The organism is Mycoplana sp. 10N416 (assembly GCF_056394765.1).
The window spans coordinates 181,718-201,420 of sequence record NZ_JBFTIM010000003.1 but is presented as its reverse complement, the minus strand read 5'-3'; the positions used below and the strand labels follow the sequence as shown (position 1 = coordinate 201,420).

Below are 19,703 nucleotides of genomic sequence, written 5' to 3'. Positions count from 1 at the left end.
AAAAAAAGCCCGGCGCCGAAGCGCCGGGCTTTCATCCTGTTCATGCCGGAGGCTTGATCGTTCAGCCTTGCTCGGGGCTGTCGCCACCGTTTGCCGGCGCCTTCGGGCCACCCTTGGAGACGCCGACCATGGCCGGGCGAAGCACGCGCTCACCGATGGTGTAGCCGTCCTGAATGACTTGGACGACGGTGCCGTTCGGCACCTCGGTGTTGGGCACCTCGAACATCGCCTGGTGGAAATGCGGGTCAAACTTCTCGCCGATCGGCTCCAGCTTGCGCACGCCGTGGCGCTCGAGCGCCGCCAGCATCGACCGCTCGGTCATTTCCACCCCTTCGATCAGCGCCTTCAGTCCGGTCTCATCGGCTTCCAGCGCCTCGGCGGGAACTGCCTCCAGACCGCGGCGCAGATTGTCGGAAACGCCCAGCATATCGCGGGCAAAGCCTGCGATGGCGTAGGACTTAGCGTCCTTGACGTCGCGCTCGGTGCGACGGCGAAGATTGTCCATCTCGGCGGCAAGGCGCAGATACTTGTCGCGAAGGTCGGTGTTTTCCGCCCGTAGCAACGCGATCGGATCGGCCTCTGCCGCCTGCGCGCCGGCTTCGTTGTTCTCGGGCGACACAGCGGCGGTCTCGGCCTCGTCATTTGCGGCTTCGGGGCCGTGTTTGCTGGTATCGTCGGTCATTGGTTTCTCCGGATTGAGAAATCGCGTGCATCGCGCGGGATTGCAATACCCCAGGCCATGCACAGGTTGATCGGCCAAAGCGACCCTGCCCATCCGGCGGATGCGCGGCGCTCATGTTCCCTCCCAGCCGTCCGCGCGCCTTTCAAGTTGCGCGGACAATGAGAGGGAGTTGAGGCGGATATCGAGCTTCGGATCGAAAAAATCAAGGCTTGTTCGACAAACTTGCAGAACCGGCCTTTGTGTCAACGCGACAACCGCGACATCAGTTGTGCCGTGTAGTCGACCATCGGCACGATCCGGGAATAGTTCAGTCGCGTTGGCCCGATCACCCCGACCGCGCCGATGATGCGCTCGTCGCTGTCGCGGTATGGCGCCACAATCAATGAAGAGCCGGACAGCGAGAACAGCTTGTTCTCGGAGCCGATGAAGATGCGCACACCCGACCCGGCCTCGGCGAGGTTCAGGAGCTCTATCAGACTGTCCTTCTTCTCCAGGTCATCGAACAGCATCCTCAACCGATCGACATCTTCGATGCCGGCCAGCCCTTCGAGCAGGTTGGCGCGGCCGCGCACGATCAACCGCGTCGGCTTGCTCTCGTCGATCCCACCCGACCAGACTGCAAGCCCGCGTTCGACCAGGTCCTGTGACAGAAGGTCCAATTCCTGGCGCACCTCGCGGCGCAACCGTTCGAGCTGGGTGCGAGCCTCGTGGATCGTACTGCCGGCGAGGTGCGCATTGAGAAAGTTCGCCGCTTCGTTCAGCTGTGAATTGGTCGTGCCGGCCGGCAGCTCGATGATGCGGTTTTCGACCTGGTCATGCTCGCCGACCAGCACGACCAGCGCCTTGGTCGGCTCCAGCCGGATGAACTCGACGTGCTTGAGCACCGAATCGTTCTTCGCGGTGATCACGATCCCGGCGCCGCGCGACATGCCGGAAAGCACCTGGCTTGCCTCACCCATCATCGTCTCGATGCTCTGTCCGTGCACCGGTCGATGAACGTGCCGGGCGATCGAGGCGCGATCCTCGTCTGAGATGTTGCCCACCTGCATGAAGGCGTCGACGAAAAATCGAAGGCCCAGCTGGGTGGGAAGCCGCCCGGCACTGACGTGGGGCGAATAGATCAGCCCGAGCGTCTCCAGGTCGCTCATGACGTTGCGCACGGAAGCCGGCGACAGTGACATCGGCAGGATGCGGGAAAGATTCCGAGACCCGAGCGGCTCGCCATGCTCCAGATAGCTCTCGACGATCCGGCGGAAAATCTCGCCGGAACGCTCGTCCAGCTTTTTGTGAATGTCAGTCTCCGCAGAGTGTCTCAATACCATGCCGGTCAACGTTTCCCTTTGCCCATTGAACTATAATGACCCGGTCCACTTGCAGACAAGGGCAAATGCGACCGCCCGGGGACGCGCCGCGTGAACGAAATTCCCGGAAATCGGCCAACTCGACGATTTCCTCTCCCGGCGAAGTCGTTTAGAAGCATCGCCAGACAAGGACACGACACGGAGTTCGCGATGCGGCCGTCAGGCAGAAAAACCGACCAGATGCGCAAGGTTTCCTTCGAGCGCAATTATTCCAAGCACGCGGAGGGCTCCTGTCTGGTGAAGTTCGGCGATACGCATGTGCTGTGCACGGCGAGCCTTGAAGAAAAGACGCCGCCGTGGCTGCGCAACAGCGGCAAGGGCTGGGTCACGGCCGAATACGGCATGCTGCCGCGCGCCACTGGCGAGCGCATGCGGCGGGAGGCGGCGGCCGGCAAGCAGGGCGGCCGCACCCAGGAAATCCAGCGCCTGATCGGCCGGTCGCTGCGCGCCGTGGTCGACCTGACCGCGCTCGGCGAAAAACAGATCACCATCGACTGTGACGTCATCCAGGCCGATGGCGGCACGCGCACCGCCTCCATCACCGGCGCCTGGATCGCGTTGTACGACTGCCTGAAATGGATGGAAACGCGCGGGATGATCAAGGTCGACAAGGTTCTGAAGGACCACGTCGCCGCGATCTCCTGCGGCATTTTCGCCAGCCAGTCGGTGATCGACCTCGACTATCTCGAAGACTCTGCGGCCGAGACGGACGCCAATTTCGTCATCACCGGCACAGGCGGCATCGTCGAGATCCAGGGCACGGCTGAGGGCAAACCGTTCACCGAGGAGGAATTCGCAAGCCTTATGGCGCTGGCCAAGAGCGGCATCGCCGAACTGGTCGAGCTGCAAAAACAGGCGATCGCCTGACGGCTTCGCGCGCCGGCGTGAGAGACGTTGCATTTCGCCCTTGCCCCTCATCCGCCCTTCGGGCACCTTCTCCCCGCGAGCGGGAGAAGGGCCTGCGTTTGCAGGGACGGGGAGAGTGAGAGGCGAACGCAATGCCTGACACGAAACCAGCCCTTCAGGGCATCCTCGAAACGGCCCTCTACGCCGAAAACCTCGATGCGGCGGAGGCTTTCTACGGGGGCCTGCTCGGACTGGAGAAGATCAGCCGGCATGCGAACCGCCACGTCTTCTTCCGCTGCGGCCCCGGCGTGCTTTTGATCTTCAACCCGAGGGAAACGGTCGTCCCACCGCCGCCGCAATCCTTGCCGGTACCCGTCCACGGCACGACCGGGCAGGGGCATGTCTGCTTTCGCGCTCCCGCCAGCGATCTTGATTTCTGGGCGGAAAAGCTCAAAGAAGCAGGAATCGCCATCGAGGCCGATTTCCGCTGGCCGACCGGCGCCCGCTCCATCTATTTCCGCGATCCCGCCGGAAACAGCCTCGAATGCGCCGAACCCGGCCTCTGGGGCCTGACCTGACAGGAAACGATATGCGCAAGCTCGACACCCGGACGATCATCGTCGCCAGCCACAATGCCGGCAAGATCCGGGAGATCCGCGACCTGATCGGCCCGCTCGGGTTCGAAGCCAAGTCGGCCGCCGATCTGAACTTCATCGAGCCGGACGAGACCGGCACCACCTTCGAGGAAAATGCCGCGATCAAGGCGCTCGCCTCGGCGAAGGCCGCCGGCCTGCCGGCACTTTCCGACGATTCCGGGCTGGTGATCGACGCGCTCGGTGGCGCCCCCGGCGTCTACACCGCCAACTGGGCGGAGAAGGAAGATGGCAGCCGCGATTTTTCCATGGCCATGGAGAAGGTGGAAACAGCGCTCGTGGAGAAGGGTGCGGACACACCCGCTGACCGAACCGCCCGCTTCGTCTCCGTCCTCTGCCTCGCCTGGCCGGATGGGCACACCGAGTTGTTCCGCGGCGAGATCGAGGGCACCGTCATCTGGCCACCGCGCGGCACGCAGGGCTTCGGCTATGATCCGGTCTTCCAGCCGGAAGGCTTCGAGACCACCTTCGGCGAGATGAGCGCGGAAGAAAAGCACGGCTGGAAACCCGGCGACACGCAGGCGCTTTCCCATCGCGCCCGCGCGTTCAAGCGCTTCGTCGAAACCTGCCTGGAGGCTTGAGCCATCCATGACGGCGGTCACCCCGTTCGCACCGAAGCAGCCGATCACCGCGGATCCCCTGGATCCGGGTTTCGGCATCTATGTGCACTGGCCCTTCTGTGCCGCCAAATGCCCGTACTGCGACTTCAACAGCCATGTGCGCCATCAGCCGGTCGACCAGGAGCGCTTCGTTGCCGCCTTCCTGAAGGAGATGGAGACGATGCGGCGGCTTTCCGGCCCGCGCACGGTCACCAGCATCTTCATGGGCGGGGGCACGCCGTCCTTGATGGCGCCGTCGACCGTCGACGCAATCCTGTCCGGCATCGCCCGCCACTGGCACACTCCTGACGGCATCGAGATCACCATGGAGGCGAACCCCTCCAGCGTCGAGGCGGAGCGCTTCCGCGGCTATCGCGCAGCCGGCGTCAATCGCGTCTCGCTCGGCGTCCAGGCGCTGAACGACCGGGACCTGAAGTTCCTCGGTCGCCTGCACGACGTCGACGATGCGCTCAAGGCGATCCGGCTTGCCCGCGAGATCTTCCCGCGCATGTCGTTCGACCTGATCTATGCCAGACCAAACCAGACAGTCGCCGACTGGGATGCGGAGCTGAAGCAGGCTGTCTCCTATGCGGTCGACCACCTGTCGCTGTACCAGCTGACGCTCGAGGAAGGCACGCCCTTCTTCGGTCTGCACAAGGCCGGCAAGCTTGTTCTTCCCGATGGCGAGCAGTCGGCGATCCTCTACGAGGCAACGCAGGAGATTACAGCGCGCGAGGGCCTGCCGGCCTACGAGGTCTCCAACCATGCGCGCCCCGGCGCCGAAAGCCGGCACAATCTCACCTACTGGCGCTATGGTGACTATGTCGGCATCGGTCCCGGCGCCCATGGTCGCGTGTCCACGGGCGGCGCAAAAATCGCCACCGCGACCGAGCGCCACCCCGAGACCTGGCTCTCGCGGGTTGAGGAAAACGGCCACGGCATGGTCGACCAGGAGGTGCTTGAGCTGTCGGAACAGGCCGACGAACTGCTGCTGATGGGGCTGCGGCTCACCGAGGGCGTCGATCTCGCCCGCTGGCAGATGCTGTCGGGCCAAGGCCCGGACCCCGACCGCGAACAGTTCCTGATCGACCACGGCTTCATCGAGCGCCTGGGCAATTCCCGCCTGCGCTGCACGCCCGCCGGCATGCTGATCCTCGACGCGGTGGTGGCGGACCTGGCCTGCTGAAGCACCAACCCGCCGTCGCGCATCCGCCCAGCCTGCGGCACAGCACCATGGTCACATCAGGTGGCTATCTTGCGAACCGCGCCAACATCAAGTCGGACACGTTTGCAAGATAGTCCCCGCCGCGTCGTTCAGAGCAAATGCGCCTCGATTCGCTGCTCTTCGGGTTTGGCGTGCAAGGACGGATTTCGCCGCCCAGGGTAAACATAGACCGGTCTGCCGATTCCGCAGATGAAGATCGGCGAACTGTCGATCTCGGCGCCGGTCTCCTCCTGTTCGTCGGCCTTCCGATGGAAAAACAACCCAAGCCACTCGAATGACGTCCGCCGGGCCGCGCCGAACGACAACCGGCTGCCAAAGTGGAGCGCCATTTTGCCGAGCACATCGCCAGTCATTTCCGCTCTCCCGAGCTGTTTTCCGCTGCCACGGTACAGGCCGTTGAGGGCCAAACCTAATTTGTTTCTTAAATGGTGGTATTTCGCAGCCTTTTACGTTGGCGCCTTCCAGCCTCTCGCGCGCGAAGGGCAGACTGACGCTTGAATATAAACTTTCCAAATGACGTCATGATATGAATAAATTTTGCTGATGTAGCCTTCCTCTGTAACGTTGACATCATTCGGTCCTGAGCGATGGAGGAATGCAATGATGGACGACATGCTGCACGTGATGAAATGGCACAACGGCGAAAAGGAGTATTCGCCGTTCTCTGATGGTGAAATGAAACGCCGACAGGACGACGTGCGTCGCTGGATGGCCGAAAACAATGTCGATGCGGCACTGTTCACCTCCTATCACTGCATCAACTACTATTCCGGTTGGCTCTATTGCTATTTCGGCCGCAAATACGGGATGGTCATCGACCACAACAACGCCACTACGATCTCGGCAGGCATTGACGGCGGCCAGCCCTGGCGCCGCAGCTTCGGCGACAACATCACCTACTCGGACTGGCGCCGGGACAATTTCTATCAGGCCGTGCGGCAGCTTACTCCGGGTGCCAAGCGCATCGGCATCGAGTTCGACCACGTCACGCTCGATTTCCGCCGCACGCTCGAAGCGGCGCTGCCGGGCGTCGAGTTTGTTGACGTCAGTCAGCCGTCGATGTGGATGCGGACGATCAAGTCAGCTGAAGAGCAGAAGCTGATCCGCGAGGGCACCCGCGTCTGCGACATCGGCGGTGCGGCCTGCGTGGCCGCCGTCAAGGCCGGCGTGCCGGAGCACGAGGTCGCGATCGCCACGACCAACGCGATGATCCGCGAGATCGCCAAGTCGTTCCCCTTCGTCGAGCTGATGGACACCTGGACCTGGTTCCAGTCCGGCATGAACACCGACGGCGCCCACAACCCGGTGACCAACCGCATCGTGCAGTCGGGCGATATCCTGTCGCTCAACACCTTCCCGATGATCTTCGGCTACTACACGGCGCTGGAGCGGACGCTGTTCTGCGACCACGTCGACGACGCCAGTCTCGACATCTGGGAGAAGAACGTCGCCGTCCATCGCCGCGGCCTCGAGCTGATCAAGCCGGGTGCGCGCTGCAAGGACATCGCCATCGAGCTCAACGAGATGTACCGCGAGTGGGACCTCTTGAAGTACCGCTCGTTCGGCTATGGCCACTCCTTCGGCGTGCTCTCTCATTACTATGGTCGCGAGGCGGGCGTGGAACTGCGCGAGGACATCGACACGGTTCTGGAACCCGGCATGGTGGTCTCGATGGAGCCGATGGTGATGCTGCCGGAAGGCATGCCCGGTGCTGGCGGTTATCGCGAGCACGACATCCTGATCGTCCAGGAGGACGGCGCCGAGAACATCACCGGCTTCCCGTTCGGCCCGGAGCACAACATCATCCGCAACTAAGCGCCTCGAAACAGAGCGGGCCAGCAGAGACAACTGCTGGCCCGCTCTGTGGCATTCAGACGGAACCCGTCAGCCCTGGAACTCAGTCCGCAGCGCCTTGACGATACCGTCTACGCAGACGTCGAGAAGGATCCGGCCCTTTTCCTCGGAGGCCTGCTTGGGCGAGGAGAGCGTGCCGCACTTTGGCGTCCATTCGGGCTTCGGCGGATAGACGTCGTAGGGGGGGAAACTGGCGGGCGGATGGTCGATGGCGCGCTCGAGATGCACCATGTGCGGATGCAGCGCCAGCATCAGCGACGTCTCCAGCACGCCGCCGTGTTCAATGTCCCAGCCGGGAAAGCCGTCCGGATAGAGCTTTGCAATCGTCGCCTTGTCGACGAAGTCCCAATAGGAAAGCACCACGATCTTCATGTCGTCGATGCCACTCCAGCGCAGTTCACGCAGTGCCAGATCGATTCCCTCGATGATGAACCAGGAGTTCTCGAAGTGGCCGTTGACCAGGCATATTTTCCGGACGCCGTGGCGTGCGAATTCCTTGATGACGTCGCGCAGCGCAGCAACCAGCGTGGCGCCATCGAGGCTCGTCGTTCCCGGCAGGTGATTGCCACCGCCGGACTTCTGATGAGACTTGTAGCCATAGGTGAACGGCGGGGCCACCAGCGCGCCAACCTGGCCTGCGACACGCCGGGCGAACTCGACCGGCAGCAGCACGTCGACATGCATCGGCATGTGATGGCCGTGCTGTTCCATCGAACCGATCGGGATCAGGATCGGAACGGAGCCGTCCCGCACCTTGGCGTCGTAATCCGGCCAGGGCAGTTCGGCGGCGAAAACGGAATCGGCTGGCATTAATATCTCCTCATCTAAGTTGGAGAGGAATAATTGCTGCTTGCCGGAGAATATGGGAAATTTATAATCGTCATCGTTACATGAGAAATTCAAATCCGTGCGCAACATCGTCAACTTCCAGACAGACCTTCTGCGAACCTTCGTCTCGGTCATCGACCTCGGCGCCTTCACCAAGGCGGGCGAAGCGCTTGGGCGAACGCAACCGGCCATCTCGCTGCAGATCAGGCGGCTTGAGGAGCTTGTGGGTTCCCCGATCATCAAGCAGGTCGGCCGCACGCTGCTCCTGACCAGCGAGGGGGAGATGCTCTTGAGCTATGCGCGCGAGATCTTGCGGCTGAACGACGAGGTCGCCTCCTATTTCGACCGGTCAAAAATCGCCGGGGTCATCCGCGTCGGCCTTCCCAACGACTATGCGGTGGCCTTCCTGCAGGGCGTGATCACGGAGTACACCCGCCAGCATACGGACATATCGCTCGAACTGCATTGCGGGTGGAGCGCCGAGATCCTCGACCGGCTGCACGCCGATGAACTCGACATAGCGGTGGCCATGGTCAACGGAGAGCGCGCGCAATATCTGTCGCGGTCGTGGATCGAGCGACCGATCTGGGCGGCGGCGGCAGATGTCAGTTTCGATCCGGCCATCGGCATTTGCCTTGCAGCACATCCCGAAGGCTGCGCCTATCGTGCAAGGATGATCCAGGCGCTGGACGACGCGCAGATCCGCTGGCGCGTCGCCTATACCGGCTCTGGCATCGCCGGCCTTCAGAATGCCGTGGTGAACGGCCTGGGTGTCAGCGCGCTGACGCAGTATACGATGCTTCCGGGCATGCGCGCCCTCGATGAGCGCGACGGCCTCCCGCCGCTCGCCGAGATTCGTGTTGGTCTTTTCTACAAACACCCGCGTCTGTCCGACGCCGGTATCGGGCTGGTCAACCACATCATCTCGCGGCTTGACGAAGCAGGCGTTTCCTCGTCCCCGCGGAGCCGTCATTCGGAGCTCGATCGTCGATAAGAAAAGCAAATGCAAAAATTATGAGAATTAATTTTTCAAATGCATGGACGCTGATACGCTTCTCTCCATAACAAACGGGAGGGGAATGGAATGAGCGTCAAGGTTATACCGTCGGAGCGCCGTACCCGGCGTGAATTTCTGAAGACTACCGCCGTCGTGGGCGGCGGGATTTTGGCTACACCCTACCTGAGCCGCCTTGCTTTCGCGGCGCCGACCGAACTGACGATGCTGGCCTGGTACGGCCATGCCGAACCCGACGTCGTCGCGGAATTCGAGGCGGAGAACAACGTCAAGTTCAAGCCCAAATACTATACCGGCGGCGACAACATGCTGGGCCTGATCGCCCAGTCGCCTCCCGGCACCTTCGACATCATCCTCTCCGATGCCGAGTACGTCCAGCAGCTCAACGCTGCCGGCTACATCGAGGAACTCGACCCGAAGGACTACGCCTTCGACGAATTCTTTCCGGAGTTCCAGCAATTCCCCGGCCACTGGCAGGATGGCAAGCTCTATTCGGTGATCACCCGCTTCGGCTTCCTCGGGGTTGCCTACAACACCGAGGCGATCACCGAGAAGGAGGCCTCGACCTACAAGGTCTACTGGGACGAGAAGCTGAAGGGCAAGGTCGGCCATTTCGACTGGCACCTGCCCAACCTCGGCCAGATCAGCCTGCTCAACGGCAACGCCTCTCCCTATGACATCGACGAAGCCGCCTGGGAAAAGGTGCAGGAAGTAACCAAGACGCTGCGCCCGCAGATCGGCGGTTTCTTCGACTACGGCGGCACCTTCTCGTCGCTGCAGAACGGACAGATGCTGGTCATGGCCGGCATCGGCGACTGGATCACCGGTGCCCTTGAAAAGGGCGGCGCCAAGGTACGCAGCGTCATCCCGGAGGAAGGCGGTCTCCAGTTCACCGAATCCTTCTCCATCGGCAAGGGCTCGCAGAAGGCCGATCTTGCCAAGAAGTGGATCCAGTACATCACCTCGGCCAAGGGCCAGGTGAAGTCGGCCAACATGGCCGCCTATCCTTGCCTGATCCCGAACAAGAAGGGCTGGGAACTGCTGGCCGTGGAAACGCCGGAAGAGGCCAAGCGCCAGGGAATGCTGCTCAATGAGAGCAACGCGATGGACCTGATCCGCAACGGCCGCATCAAGTACCGGCAGTTGCCCGTGCAGCAGAGCCTCGAGACCTGGAACGACTTCTGGTCCGAGTACAAGAGCGCGTAGCGCCACCAGACCTGCATAACTGCCGACACTCGTCAGGGCGGGCCTCGGGGCCCGCCCGTTCTTTCCGGCAATCCTGCGCGGTGCTGGCCGTGCAGTCGCATGGACGTGGGACTACACGATGCGGAAATCAATAACTCTCTATGGTCTGACCTTCTCACTGCCGATGCTCGTCTGGCAGGTCATGTTCTTTCTCGCGCCATTGTTGTTCCTGATCGCTCTCAGTTTCTGGACGGTCCGGAACTTCCGCATGGAGCCGAACTTCGACACCGTCAACTGGGTCTGGATGCTCTCGCGCGGCGTCTTCTGGGATGCCTATCTGCGGACCTTCGCGCTCGCTACGGCGGCTGCCATCATCACCAGCGCGGTTGCCTTTCCCTGCGCCTATGCGATCGCCTACAAACTTTCGGACACCGCACGGCGCTGGGCCGTGTTTCTGATGGTGATACCCTTCTTCACCAGCTACCTGGTGCGTATCTACTCCTGGCAGATCTTCCTGTCCGACAACGGCATCTTCAACGCGCTGTTTGCCAAGGTCGGGCTCGGGCCGTTCGGGATGCTCAACTCCACCTTCGGAGTCATGGTCGGCTACCTGACGCTGAGCCTGCCGCTGGTTGTGCTGCTGCAGCTTTTCAGCCTGATCTTCGTCGACAGAACCTTGATCGAGGCGGCGCACAACTTGCGCTGCGGCCGGCTGCGCACCGTTTTCGAGGTCATCGTCCCCGCGGCACGGGTCGGTCTCGTGATCGCTGCGCTGTTCTGCTTCATCCTGACCTTCGGCGATTTCGTCAGCCCGCTCTATTTGGGCGGCGGCGACCCGCCGACCCTTTCCATCCTGATCACGGACACGACCAAGTCGGGCCAGCAGTGGCCGCGGGCGGCGGTGATTGCCCTGATCATGATCGCAACGCTGCTGGCCGTCGCCTTCGCATTGGTCAACTACGCCTACAAGGAGCGCGGACGATGACCTTCAACCGCAACCGCCTGATCGACTGGGCATTGAAGCTTTACCTGTTGCTGGCCTTCGCTTTCGTCTTTGCACCGATCGGCGCAAGTTTCGTCTTCTCGTTCAATGTCGACCGGTTCCCCTCGCTTCCGCTCGGTGGCTTCTCGACCATCTGGTACGAAGCGGTGGCCAACGATCCGTTGGTCTGGGAAGGACTGCGTAACACGCTGATAGCAGGCGCGGTGGTGTCGGTCCTGGCCACGGCGATCGGCTTCGGCGCCGCCTATACCGACTTCCGCTACAGGTTCTTCGGTAAGTCGCTCTATGTCGCGCTGGCGCTCCTGCCGCCCACCATTCCGGTGGTTATCCTCGGCCTTGCCATGCTGGCCTTCCTGTCGAACGTCAGCCTCTCCGGCGCCATCCATTCGGTCATCATCGCCCATGTGGTGATGTGTGCGCCCTTCGCCATGGCAATCGTGCGGTTGCGCCTGTCGCAGATGGATCCGTCGCTGGAGTCTGCGGCATGGAACCTCGGTGCGTCGGAATGGATGGCGATGCGGCATGTCATCATCCCGTTCTGCAAGCCGGCGATCTTCGCGGCACTGTTCATCACGATGGCGGTGTCCTTCGACGAGTTCGCCGTTGCCTGGTTCGTCTCGGGCCTCAACGAGACGTTGCCGGTCAAGGTGCTCGGCTTCCTGCAGGGCCAGGTCAGTCCCCGCATCAACGTCATCGGCACCTTCGTCTTCATCGTCTCGATGACGCTGGTGATCCTTGCCCAGGTTCTTCTCATGAAACGCAGCGGTGCGCCTAAAGTGACCGCCGAAACTGCCGGAGTACAGATATCATGAACGACAAGGCTCTCGTTGTCTTCGACGGCGTCGTCAAGCGGTTCGGCGCATTCCTCGCGGTCGAACGGACGGACTTCGAAATCCACAAGGGTGAGTTCCTTGCCATCATGGGCTCCAGCGGTTGCGGCAAGACCACGACGCTGCGCATGCTGGCGGGGCTGGAGGCCCCGAGCGAAGGCGAGATCCGCCTTGCCGGCAAGCGCATCAACGACCTGCCGACCTGGCGGCGCGATACGCCGATGGTGTGGCAAAGCCTCGCGCTCTTCCCCTTCCTGACGGTACGGGAGAATGTGGAGTTTGCTCTGCGCATGCGCGGGCTGGAGAAATCCAAGCGCCGCAAGCGGGTCGACACCTGGCTGGAGCGAATGCAGATCACCGAGTTCGCCGACCGCAACGTCGCGCATCTTTCCGGTGGTCAGCGCCAGCGCGTCGCGCTCGCCCGTTCGCTGGTGACGGAACCGGAGATCCTGCTGCTGGACGAGCCGTTGTCGGCGCTCGACGCCCATCTGAAGGTGCGCATGCAGACGGTGCTGTCCAATCTGCAGCGCGAACTTGGCATCACCTTCGTCTACGTCACGCACAGCCAATCCGAGGCATTCTCGATGGCCGATCGCGTCGTGATCATGAGCCGCGGGCGGATCGAGCAGATCGGCAACCCGCAGGAAATCTACCGCGCGCCGCGCACGCGGTTCGTTGCGGAATTCCTGGGGTCGAACAATATCTTCAGCGGCACCGTCTCGGGCGTCGATGGCGCGTCCGTGAAGATCGCTACACCCGCCGGTGACTTCGTCGTCTCGTCCAATGCCACGACGCCGCTCAGCAAGGGGGACCGGGCGACCTTTGTGGTGTCGGACGATCGGGTCCACCTCAGCAGCGAAAAGCCGACGAATGACTACAATTCGGTGCGGGCATCAGTGGTGGGCGAGGAGTTCGTCGGCGCGACCGCGATCATTCACTTGGAGAATGCCGCAGGCGCTCTGGAACTGAAGGCGCAGAAAAGCCATGATGAACTGGAGAAGATTGACCATTCTCCGGGAGCACAGGTGTGGGTCTCCTGGCGCCCCGAGGCCGCCCATATCCTGCCGGGACAGGATTGAGCCGGAATTGGCGTTGGCGGCAGGCCTTGGTGACCTGTTTTCCGGGAAAGCGGAGGTCGGGCCATATCGTGCGATCCTGCCGGGCGGGTTGGGAAAGGGAGCTGAGATGTTTGAACGCGGCATCGGACAGGTCGTGGCTAACCAGCGGGCGTCCGACAGGGACGAACAGAAGTCCAGGGGGGCAACGCTCAGGGTCGGGTTCGTCCTTGCTCGGCATTTTACATTGAGCGCCTTCTCCCTGTTCATCGACACCCTCAGGCTTGCCAGCGACGTTGACGATCGCTCCGGCCGCGTGCTGTGCGATTGGGAGGTTATCAGCGCCACGCCGCACATGATCAAGTCGAGTAGCGGGGTTCAGGTGTCGCCGACCACCAGGCTCGGAAATCCGGAACGCTTCGACTACATCGCCGTCATCGGCGGCCTGCTTGATGTCGAGGAGCCGCTCGATCGCGAAACGGTCGCCTTTCTGCATCAAGCGTCCCGGAAGAAGGTCAGGATCGTCGGGGTCTGCACCGGCAGCTTCATTCTTGCCGGCGCGGGGCTGCTGAAGGACCGTCTCGCTTGCGTGAGCTGGCTCCACCACGCCGAGTTCAAGGCACGCCATCCGGCAATCCGATTGACCTCTCAACGGTTGTTTGTCGAGGATAGGGGCACCATCACCTGTGCAGGCGGCAGTGCGGTCGCCGACCTGGCCGCGCTGCTGGTTCGCCGCCACGTCGGAGAAGGTCCGGAGCGAAACGCTCTCGAAATCCTTCAGGTCGAGCGCCGGCGCGAGGGCAGCGAATTGCAGAGCCGGATGCCGATCTTGCTGCCGACGCATGACGATGCTCGGATCAAGGCCGCCTTGTTGTGCATGGAACAACACATCGAAGAGAAGGTCGGCATCGAAACGATTGCGGAGAAAGTCGGACTTTCACGGCGCCAGCTGGAACGGGTCTTCCACAACAAGACCGGGATCTCTCCTGCGACTGCCTATGAGAAGATCCGCATGAAGAAGGCGTTGCTGCTGGTCGAGCGCACGTCCAAATCCCTGATCGAGATCGCGCTCGAGGTCGGTTTCGAGAGCAGTTCGCACTTCTGCAGAAAGTTCCGTGCGAACTTCGGCTCGACGCCGACCGCCCTGCGCATCAAGGCACGAAGGTCCAGCTGCAGCCGCGCCGGGCGATAGATGATTTAAGCGGGTCACGTCAGACGATGGCGGAGGCAACGGCCGGTGCGATCCGCACTGACTTGTCGATGCTCCGCAATGCCGAAAGCGGGCGGCGCGCCGGATCGTTGCGCGGCGGCCGCCACGGCGCCGAGCTCAAGGTATTCAATTTTGCGCGTGGAAGGGATTCCGATTCAGGTCTGGAGGTCTGGCGGAAGAGAATGGGAGTCGAACCCACCAAAGACCGTCTAACAGCCCCTCCCGGATTTGAAGTCCGGACGCCCCACCGGGAACGAGTCTCTTCCAATCCCGCCAACCTGCGTCAGATCGCCGAACAAGTCCAGTTTCTGGCGATTGAGCCTTCGCCGGTCGCCGCGCCGTACCGTTACGCCGCTGCGGTCGAAAAACTCGAGGATCTGGATCGCCACCTTTCGCCCGCTGTCGACATGATCGCGAAAGCCGGCGGCCGTGAACCAGCCGCTGTCGATGCTCGCGTCCATTTCCGCGACGATGCCGATCATTTCCGCGATCGTGTCCCGCAGGAAGAAGCGATCCTGCGCCACCTCGTGCACCCGGCCCATGCGGCTTGCCAGTTTCAGCAGGCGGCGGATGTCGGCTTCGCGTTCACCCAGCAGCCCGGCGATATCACGCACGCGCTGTGGCCGGAAACGCGTCTCTTCACCGATGAGCGGCAGCAATCGGTGCCAGAGCAACTCATCGGCAGCGCTCATCGTCGCCTCATGACTGCTGAGCCGCAGCCAGACGCCGTCGAGCGCGACCGGCCCTTCGGCGAGCAGCACGGAAACCGCGGCGCGGAAGGCAGGGGCGGGCAAGCGCGGCTGCAGCACCAGCCGCAAGCGCTCCAGCCCCATGCCGGCAAGGTCGGGATTGGCGGCGTGGAACAAGGCAAGCCGCTCCAGGAGCGCTGCACGGAATTCTCGCCACGGCTCCGGCAGCATCAGGAGCGCCGATGAGCCGCACGGTAGCACGACGGTACCGAGCGTCTGCGCAAAGGCCGCGGTATCCTCGGGCAGGGCACGGTCCCGCAGGAAAGTCGAAGCATCCAGGTGGTATGGTTCGATTGAAAGCAGCGCCCGTGCCGCTGCAACCGGGTCGTCGATCGCATGGGCTGAAAGCTGCGCCACACGCTCCGGGCGTCGCCGTTTGCGCTGCGGAGCGCGCAGGTCGAGGAAGCGCCCGCCGCCGATGGTGCGCCGGGCCGAGACGTCGCGGATGACGTAGCGGTCGCCGGCGGCCGCGGCGATGAGGCGATCCAGAACCAGTTGAACGCGGCTCTCGGTCCCGGGCCGCAGATCCTTGTCTCCCAGAAGCACAATGCGCGCGCCGACCTCCGTCGAGGCATGGTGCAGGCGCGCTGGAAACCACTGGCCAAGCGACTTTCGTTCCGACGGCAGGAGCCGCAATGTCGCGTCGATGCGGCCGGTAGGAGCATGGAGGGTGGGGGAGACCACCATATCGCCACGACCGATCTCCGCCTTCGAGATGCCGTCGCCTGCGAGATTGAGCGCGCAGCGGTCACCGGCCTGGCCCGTTTCGGTTTGGCGGTTCTGCGCGTGCAACGAGCGGACCCGCACCGCTTTTCCTGAAGGACTGACGATCATATGGTCGCCTACCCTGACCCTGCCGGAAAGCACCGAGCCGGTGACCACCGTGCCGACACCCTGGATGGTGAAGGAGCGGTCGACGGCGAGGCGGAAGCGTCCGGCGGCGCGGCGATGCTCGAAGCCGCGCGCGGCCTGCGCCAGCGCCACCTGCAATTGCGGCACGCCTTCGCCCGTGCGGGTCGACACCGCCATGATCGGAATGGCGTCCAATCCCGTTGCGCTCAGTTCGTTGCGGATCGCCACCTCAACCTCGGCGATGCGCTCGGGCGCCACGAGATCGCTCTTGGTGATCACCGCCACGCCCTGGCGAATGCCGAGCAGATCGACGATCGCCAGATGTTCGCGCGTCTGCGGCATCACGCCGTCGTCGGCGGCGACCACCAGCATGACGAAATCGATGCTGGCCGCACCCGCCAGCATCGTGTGGATGAATTTCTCATGCCCCGGAACATCGACGAACCCGAGGATCGCCTCTGGGTTTTCAGGCAGCGGCAGGTAGGCGAAGCCGAGGTCGATCGAGATGCCGCGGGCTTTCTCCTCCTTGAGGCGATCGGTGTCGACCTGCGTCAGCGCCTTCACCAGCGATGTCTTGCCGTGGTCGATATGACCTGCCGTTCCGATAATCATGGCGGGTCAGGCCTTCCGGCGTCCGCTTCGACGATCAGCCGCTCGTCATCGGTCAGCGCGTCGCGCGCCGCCTTCATGAACGGCGCGGCAAGCTTGCTGCCGCCTCTTTCAGCGCGTAGCAGCCAGAGGTAGGCCGAAACCGGATCGCGTTCGATGCCGGTGCCGAGGTGCAGGGCCGCGCCCAGCATGGCCTGACCGTCGGCGTCTCCCGCCTCTGCGCCCTTTCTCCACCAGGAGGCGGCCGCCTCCGCGTCGCGCGAAATGCCGAGCGCATTGTGAAAAATCATGCCGAGCCGCGTCATTGCGGCCGGGACGCCGCCTTCCGCTGCCTTCAAAGCCCAAAGCCGTGCCTCGACCGGATCGGCGGCGACGACTTCACCTTCGAGCAGCATCCAGCTCAGCATGTCCTGTGCCTGCGCATCGCCCTGCTCGGCGGCAAGGCGGTAGAGCCGTGCGGCTTCCGCATAGTCCGGTTCGGCGCCCTGGCCATTGAAGAGCAGCGATGCCAGGTTGCGCTGGCCGGACGGATCGCCAGCCTCTGCCGACAGCGTCAACCAGCGCAGTGCAAGGCCGGCGTCACGCTCGACGCCGAGCCCGCCGGCAAAGCAGGCGCCGATATTGTTCTGCGCGCGGGCGTAGCCGTCCCGCGCAAGCGGCTCCCAGATGGAGAGCGCTGTCGCGTAGTCTCCGGCCTTTGCGGCATCGAGAGCGCTCTGCATCGCGTCTGCGACCTTGTCCGTCTTCGGCTTGCGGGTGAAGAGATCAGCGATCCGCATCTTCGGTGGACCTGCCCATTTCCGCGGGGAGGCCGGAGAGATTGGTGAGGAAGCGCTCCTCGTCCTCCAGACAGCGCAGATCGAGGATGAGCGCGCCGCGCTCGACCCGGCCGATCACCGGCATTGGCAGCCGTCGCAGCGCGGCCGAGAGGCCGGTAAGCCTCATGCCGCTTCCGTCCGTCGGCGTGACCGCAAGCCCGGCGCTGGCGATGGTCGACAGCGGCAGGGCGCCGGAGCCGATTTGGCTTTGGCAGTCGATAACGCTCACATCGAAAGCCGCCCCCAGCGCCGGTTGCAGGGCAGGGGCCAGGCGCGTCGCGAGCGCCCTGATTTCGTCGGCCGGTCGTGACAGAAAGCGCATCGTCGGCAGGCGCTCGGCAAGCCGGCCTGGATCACGATAGAGCTTCAGCGTCGCTTCGAGGGCGGCGAGCCTGATCTTGTCGACCCGCAAAGCCCGCTTCATCGGGTTGTTGTTGATCCGCGCAATCAGGTCGCGGCGCCCGACGATAAAACCCGCCTGCGGTCCGCCCAGAAGCTTGTCGCCGGAAAAGGTGACGATATCGGCGCCCTCGGCCACCGCCTCGCGTACCGTCGGCTCGTGCGCCAGGCCAAAGGCCTCGAGATCGGCGAGCGTGCCGGACCCCAGATCATTGACGAGCGGGACGCCTTTTTCCTTCGCAATCGCCGCAAGTTCCGCGGCCGCGACCTCGCGGGTAAAGCCCTCGATCCGGTAGTTGGAGGTGTGGACCTTCAACACCAGCCCGGTTTCATCGTTGATGGCGTCGGCATAGTCGCGCGGATGGGTGCGGTTGGTGGTTCCGACCTCGACCAGCCGCGCACCGGCGCGGGTCATGATGTCGGGCATGCGAAACGCGCCACCAATTTCGATGAGTTCGCCGCGCGAGACGATCGCGTCCCTGCCGGCGGCGAGGCTGTTCAGCATCAGAAGGACGGCGGCGGCGTTGTTGTTGACGATGGTGGCGTCTTCGGCGCCTGTCAGTTCGCAGACGAGCGCGCGCAGGTGATCATCACGTTCCCCGCGCTTGCCCGTGCCGAGGTCGAATTCCAGCGCCACAGCCTCGCGCATCGCCATGGCCGCGGCCTCGATCGCCGCGTCTGCCAGCACCGCGCGGCCGAGATTGGTGTGGAGCACCGTGCCGGTCAGATTGAACAGCGGCCTGAGGCTGGAGCGCGCGGCGGTTTCGAGCAGAACCGCCGCCTGCTCGGCGATGACGGTCATCGACGGTGGCGACGTGCCAGCCTTCACCTCCTCGCGCACAGCCACAAGCGTACGCCGCACGGCATCGGCCATGGCCAGGCGACCGAACCGCTCGATCGATCCGCGGGCCTGTTCCGTCTGCAGCACCTGATCGACCGCCGGAAGCCGGCGCAGGCTTGCCTGCGTGCCGTCATCCAGGAACTCGTTATTTCTCTGCTCCATAGTACGCCTCACAGCCCGGCGAGCAGCGGCGAGAAGCCCCCACGCCGATAAGGTTCCGACCGCATCAACAGGTCGATGCCGAGGCTGCCGACGTCGTCTGCAATAGGCTCGGCACCGGAGGATTTCTGCTGGAAGATGATCTTCGTCCAGCTCTGGCATTCCTCGCAGGTCTCGGCCTTGACGACTCCGTCGCCGCCCTCGACCTCCTTGTAGCCGACGCCTTTGGTGGAGCCGCAGCAGGTGCATTTGATGCGCACGTAGTGCCACATCGCATTGCACAGCGAACAGGCGCAGAAGCGCGCGCCATGCGCACCGGTCCAGCCGACGACCATGGACGAGCAGGGGAGGCTTCCGCAGATCGGACAGAGACCATCGGCAACGGGCCTTGCGGCCCTGGGATCCAAAGCCGATGCCAGGGCCGAGAAATACACCTGAAGCCCGGACCACACATAGATGTGCTCGGCGATCGCGTCGTCCGGCAACCTGCCGGTGAAGACCCTATCGACCATTGCCCGCCGCTCCTGCCGGCTGGCGTTGGTGACTTTCGCGAGCGCCGCAGCCGCGTTCTCGGGCATTTCGACCCCGGCGGCCTCGGCAAAAAGCCGGTCGAAAACGAGGCCGAGGCTGTCGTCGGCCGCGGCCTTGTCGCGGTCGATCAGGGGCATGCCGAACTCCTGCGCACGGCCGATCGCCTCCGGATCCGGCGGCTGGGTCGGGACCGGATTCGCCAGGACGAGGGCTTGCGCCTCGGTGAGCGCCGCAACGAAAGTGAGATAGGGCTTGAGCGGACTGAGTTCCGCGAACTGGCGCAAGCGCGCTGCGCGATCGGCAAAAAGCGTGGAAGGTTCAGGCAATCGCACGAAGGGGGGCGAGGACACGTCACCGATTGCCGTTGGATCCGGTGCCAGATCTGGCTTGCCTGTCATA

Annotated in this window: 18 protein-coding genes, 1 tRNA gene and 1 pseudogene; 11 read left to right on the top strand and 9 right to left on the bottom strand. The window is 63.4% G+C overall.

The window, feature by feature from the left end:
• Window positions 1-61: 61 nt before the first annotated feature.
• Both grpE and hrcA read right to left on the bottom strand, forming a co-directional pair.
• Window positions 62-682 carry a nucleotide exchange factor GrpE gene (gene grpE, locus AC1DDS_RS08045; RefSeq protein WP_477478406.1) on the bottom strand — a complete coding sequence of 207 codons (621 nt, stop codon included), beginning with the start codon at window positions 680-682 and terminating at the stop codon, window positions 62-64.
• A gap of 242 nt (window positions 683-924) precedes the next feature.
• Window positions 925-2,004, bottom strand: a complete 1,080-nt coding sequence (hrcA, locus tag AC1DDS_RS08040) for a heat-inducible transcriptional repressor HrcA (RefSeq protein WP_477478405.1) — start codon at window positions 2,002-2,004, stop codon at window positions 925-927.
• Window positions 2,005-2,193: 189 nt separating this feature from the next.
• On the opposite strand from hrcA, the gene rph reads away from it, so the two are divergent.
• The 4 genes from rph to hemW all read left to right on the top strand — a co-directional run bounded on the left by rph (window position 2,194) and on the right by hemW (window position 5,327).
• On the top strand, window positions 2,194-2,910 hold the full coding sequence (gene rph, locus AC1DDS_RS08035; RefSeq protein ID WP_477478404.1) for a ribonuclease PH: 717 nt from the start codon (window positions 2,194-2,196) through the stop codon (window positions 2,908-2,910).
• Between the two features lie 131 nt (window positions 2,911-3,041).
• On the top strand, window positions 3,042-3,467 hold the full coding sequence (locus tag AC1DDS_RS08030; protein ID WP_477478403.1) for a VOC family protein: 426 nt from the start codon (window positions 3,042-3,044) through the stop codon (window positions 3,465-3,467).
• 11 nt (window positions 3,468-3,478) lie between these two features.
• Entirely contained in the window at window positions 3,479-4,123 is a 645-nt protein-coding gene (rdgB, locus tag AC1DDS_RS08025; protein WP_477478402.1) for an RdgB/HAM1 family non-canonical purine NTP pyrophosphatase, read from the top strand.
• Window positions 4,124-4,130: 7 nt separating this feature from the next.
• Window positions 4,131-5,327, top strand: a complete 1,197-nt coding sequence (hemW, locus tag AC1DDS_RS08020; RefSeq protein WP_477478401.1) for a radical SAM family heme chaperone HemW — start codon at window positions 4,131-4,133, stop codon at window positions 5,325-5,327.
• A 128-nt stretch (window positions 5,328-5,455) separates the two neighbouring features.
• Here the strand turns inward: hemW and AC1DDS_RS08015 are convergent, their stop codons facing one another.
• Window positions 5,456-5,719: a hypothetical protein gene (locus AC1DDS_RS08015; RefSeq protein ID WP_477478400.1), complete on the bottom strand. Its 264-nt coding sequence runs from the start codon at window positions 5,717-5,719 to the stop codon at window positions 5,456-5,458.
• Between the two features lie 247 nt (window positions 5,720-5,966).
• Between AC1DDS_RS08015 and AC1DDS_RS08010 the strand changes: the two genes are divergently transcribed.
• The gene (locus AC1DDS_RS08010; RefSeq protein WP_477478399.1) at window positions 5,967-7,181 is read left to right on the top strand and encodes a M24 family metallopeptidase; all 1,215 of its coding nucleotides are present in this window, start codon (window positions 5,967-5,969) and stop codon (window positions 7,179-7,181) included.
• 69 nt (window positions 7,182-7,250) lie between these two features.
• On the opposite strand, the gene AC1DDS_RS08005 is transcribed toward AC1DDS_RS08010, so the two are convergent.
• Window positions 7,251-8,030, bottom strand: coding sequence for a creatininase (locus AC1DDS_RS08005; protein WP_477478398.1), 780 nt, complete (start codon window positions 8,028-8,030; stop codon window positions 7,251-7,253).
• Window positions 8,031-8,127: 97 nt separating this feature from the next.
• On the opposite strand from AC1DDS_RS08005, the gene AC1DDS_RS08000 reads away from it, so the two are divergent.
• The 6 genes from AC1DDS_RS08000 to AC1DDS_RS07975 all read left to right on the top strand — a co-directional run bounded on the left by AC1DDS_RS08000 (window position 8,128) and on the right by AC1DDS_RS07975 (window position 14,328).
• Window positions 8,128-9,042, top strand: a complete 915-nt coding sequence (locus tag AC1DDS_RS08000) for a LysR substrate-binding domain-containing protein (protein ID WP_477478397.1) — start codon at window positions 8,128-8,130, stop codon at window positions 9,040-9,042.
• A 90-nt stretch (window positions 9,043-9,132) separates the two neighbouring features.
• The gene (locus AC1DDS_RS07995) at window positions 9,133-10,269 is read left to right on the top strand and encodes an extracellular solute-binding protein (RefSeq protein ID WP_477478396.1); all 1,137 of its coding nucleotides are present in this window, start codon (window positions 9,133-9,135) and stop codon (window positions 10,267-10,269) included.
• A gap of 118 nt (window positions 10,270-10,387) precedes the next feature.
• Window positions 10,388-11,233 carry an ABC transporter permease gene (locus tag AC1DDS_RS07990; RefSeq protein ID WP_477478395.1) on the top strand — a complete coding sequence of 282 codons (846 nt, stop codon included), beginning with the start codon at window positions 10,388-10,390 and terminating at the stop codon, window positions 11,231-11,233.
• Complete coding sequence (locus tag AC1DDS_RS07985) at window positions 11,230-12,063, top strand: ABC transporter permease (RefSeq protein WP_477478394.1); 834 nt, start codon at window positions 11,230-11,232, stop codon at window positions 12,061-12,063. The genes AC1DDS_RS07990 and AC1DDS_RS07985 overlap by 4 nt, the downstream gene beginning before the upstream one ends.
• Complete coding sequence (locus tag AC1DDS_RS07980) at window positions 12,060-13,160, top strand: ABC transporter ATP-binding protein (protein WP_477478393.1); 1,101 nt, start codon at window positions 12,060-12,062, stop codon at window positions 13,158-13,160. Before AC1DDS_RS07985 ends, AC1DDS_RS07980 begins: the two co-directional genes overlap by 4 nt.
• A 106-nt stretch (window positions 13,161-13,266) precedes the next feature.
• Window positions 13,267-14,328: a GlxA family transcriptional regulator gene (locus tag AC1DDS_RS07975; protein WP_477478392.1), complete on the top strand. Its 1,062-nt coding sequence runs from the start codon at window positions 13,267-13,269 to the stop codon at window positions 14,326-14,328.
• A gap of 188 nt (window positions 14,329-14,516) precedes the next feature.
• On the opposite strand, the gene AC1DDS_RS07970 is transcribed toward AC1DDS_RS07975, so the two are convergent.
• The 5 genes and pseudogenes from AC1DDS_RS07970 to fdhE all read right to left on the bottom strand — a co-directional run bounded on the left by AC1DDS_RS07970 (window position 14,517) and on the right by fdhE (window position 19,702).
• Window positions 14,517-14,612 (bottom strand) — tRNA-Sec (locus tag AC1DDS_RS07970).
• Window positions 14,613-14,720: 108 nt separating this feature from the next.
• A pseudogene (gene selB / locus AC1DDS_RS07965) lies at window positions 14,721-16,559 on the bottom strand (selenocysteine-specific translation elongation factor); the annotation flags it as partial.
• A complete protein-coding gene (locus AC1DDS_RS07960) occupies window positions 16,556-17,335 on the bottom strand; it encodes a tetratricopeptide repeat protein (protein WP_477478391.1) in 780 nt (259 codons plus the stop codon). The gene AC1DDS_RS07960 and the pseudogene selB, both read right to left, overlap by 4 nt.
• A complete protein-coding gene (gene selA / locus AC1DDS_RS07955; protein ID WP_477478390.1) occupies window positions 17,322-18,776 on the bottom strand; it encodes an L-seryl-tRNA(Sec) selenium transferase in 1,455 nt (484 codons plus the stop codon). The genes AC1DDS_RS07960 and selA overlap by 14 nt, the downstream gene beginning before the upstream one ends.
• An 8-nt stretch (window positions 18,777-18,784) precedes the next feature.
• Window positions 18,785-19,702, bottom strand: coding sequence for a formate dehydrogenase accessory protein FdhE (fdhE, locus tag AC1DDS_RS07950; RefSeq protein ID WP_477478389.1), 918 nt, complete (start codon window positions 19,700-19,702; stop codon window positions 18,785-18,787).
• Between the last annotated feature and the right edge of the window lies 1 nt (window position 19,703).

Bases quoted from the DNA above. Each gene is read 5' to 3' on its own strand.
- hemW (WP_477478401.1), top strand. From the start codon at position 4,131: ATGACGGCGGTCACCCCGTTCGCACCGAAGCAGCCGATCACCGCGGAT.
- AC1DDS_RS08010 (WP_477478399.1), top strand. From the start codon at position 5,967: ATGATGGACGACATGCTGCACGTGATGAAATGGCACAACGGCGAAAAG.
- rph (WP_477478404.1), top strand. From the start codon at position 2,194: ATGCGGCCGTCAGGCAGAAAAACCGACCAGATGCGCAAGGTTTCCTTC.
- AC1DDS_RS08005 (WP_477478398.1), bottom strand. From the start codon at position 8,030: ATGCCAGCCGATTCCGTTTTCGCCGCCGAACTGCCCTGGCCGGATTAC.
- AC1DDS_RS07995 (WP_477478396.1), top strand. From the start codon at position 9,133: ATGAGCGTCAAGGTTATACCGTCGGAGCGCCGTACCCGGCGTGAATTT.
- AC1DDS_RS07990 (WP_477478395.1), top strand. From the start codon at position 10,388: ATGCGGAAATCAATAACTCTCTATGGTCTGACCTTCTCACTGCCGATG.
- AC1DDS_RS08015 (WP_477478400.1), bottom strand. From the start codon at position 5,719: ATGACTGGCGATGTGCTCGGCAAAATGGCGCTCCACTTTGGCAGCCGG.
- AC1DDS_RS07975 (WP_477478392.1), top strand. From the start codon at position 13,267: ATGTTTGAACGCGGCATCGGACAGGTCGTGGCTAACCAGCGGGCGTCC.
- AC1DDS_RS07980 (WP_477478393.1), top strand. From the start codon at position 12,060: ATGAACGACAAGGCTCTCGTTGTCTTCGACGGCGTCGTCAAGCGGTTC.
- hrcA (WP_477478405.1), bottom strand. From the start codon at position 2,004: ATGGTATTGAGACACTCTGCGGAGACTGACATTCACAAAAAGCTGGAC.
- fdhE (WP_477478389.1), bottom strand. From the start codon at position 19,702: ATGACAGGCAAGCCAGATCTGGCACCGGATCCAACGGCAATCGGTGAC.
- grpE (WP_477478406.1), bottom strand. From the start codon at position 682: ATGACCGACGATACCAGCAAACACGGCCCCGAAGCCGCAAATGACGAG.
- selA (WP_477478390.1), bottom strand. From the start codon at position 18,776: ATGGAGCAGAGAAATAACGAGTTCCTGGATGACGGCACGCAGGCAAGC.
- AC1DDS_RS07960 (WP_477478391.1), bottom strand. From the start codon at position 17,335: ATGCGGATCGCTGATCTCTTCACCCGCAAGCCGAAGACGGACAAGGTC.
- AC1DDS_RS08030 (WP_477478403.1), top strand. From the start codon at position 3,042: ATGCCTGACACGAAACCAGCCCTTCAGGGCATCCTCGAAACGGCCCTC.
- AC1DDS_RS07985 (WP_477478394.1), top strand. From the start codon at position 11,230: ATGACCTTCAACCGCAACCGCCTGATCGACTGGGCATTGAAGCTTTAC.
- rdgB (WP_477478402.1), top strand. From the start codon at position 3,479: ATGCGCAAGCTCGACACCCGGACGATCATCGTCGCCAGCCACAATGCC.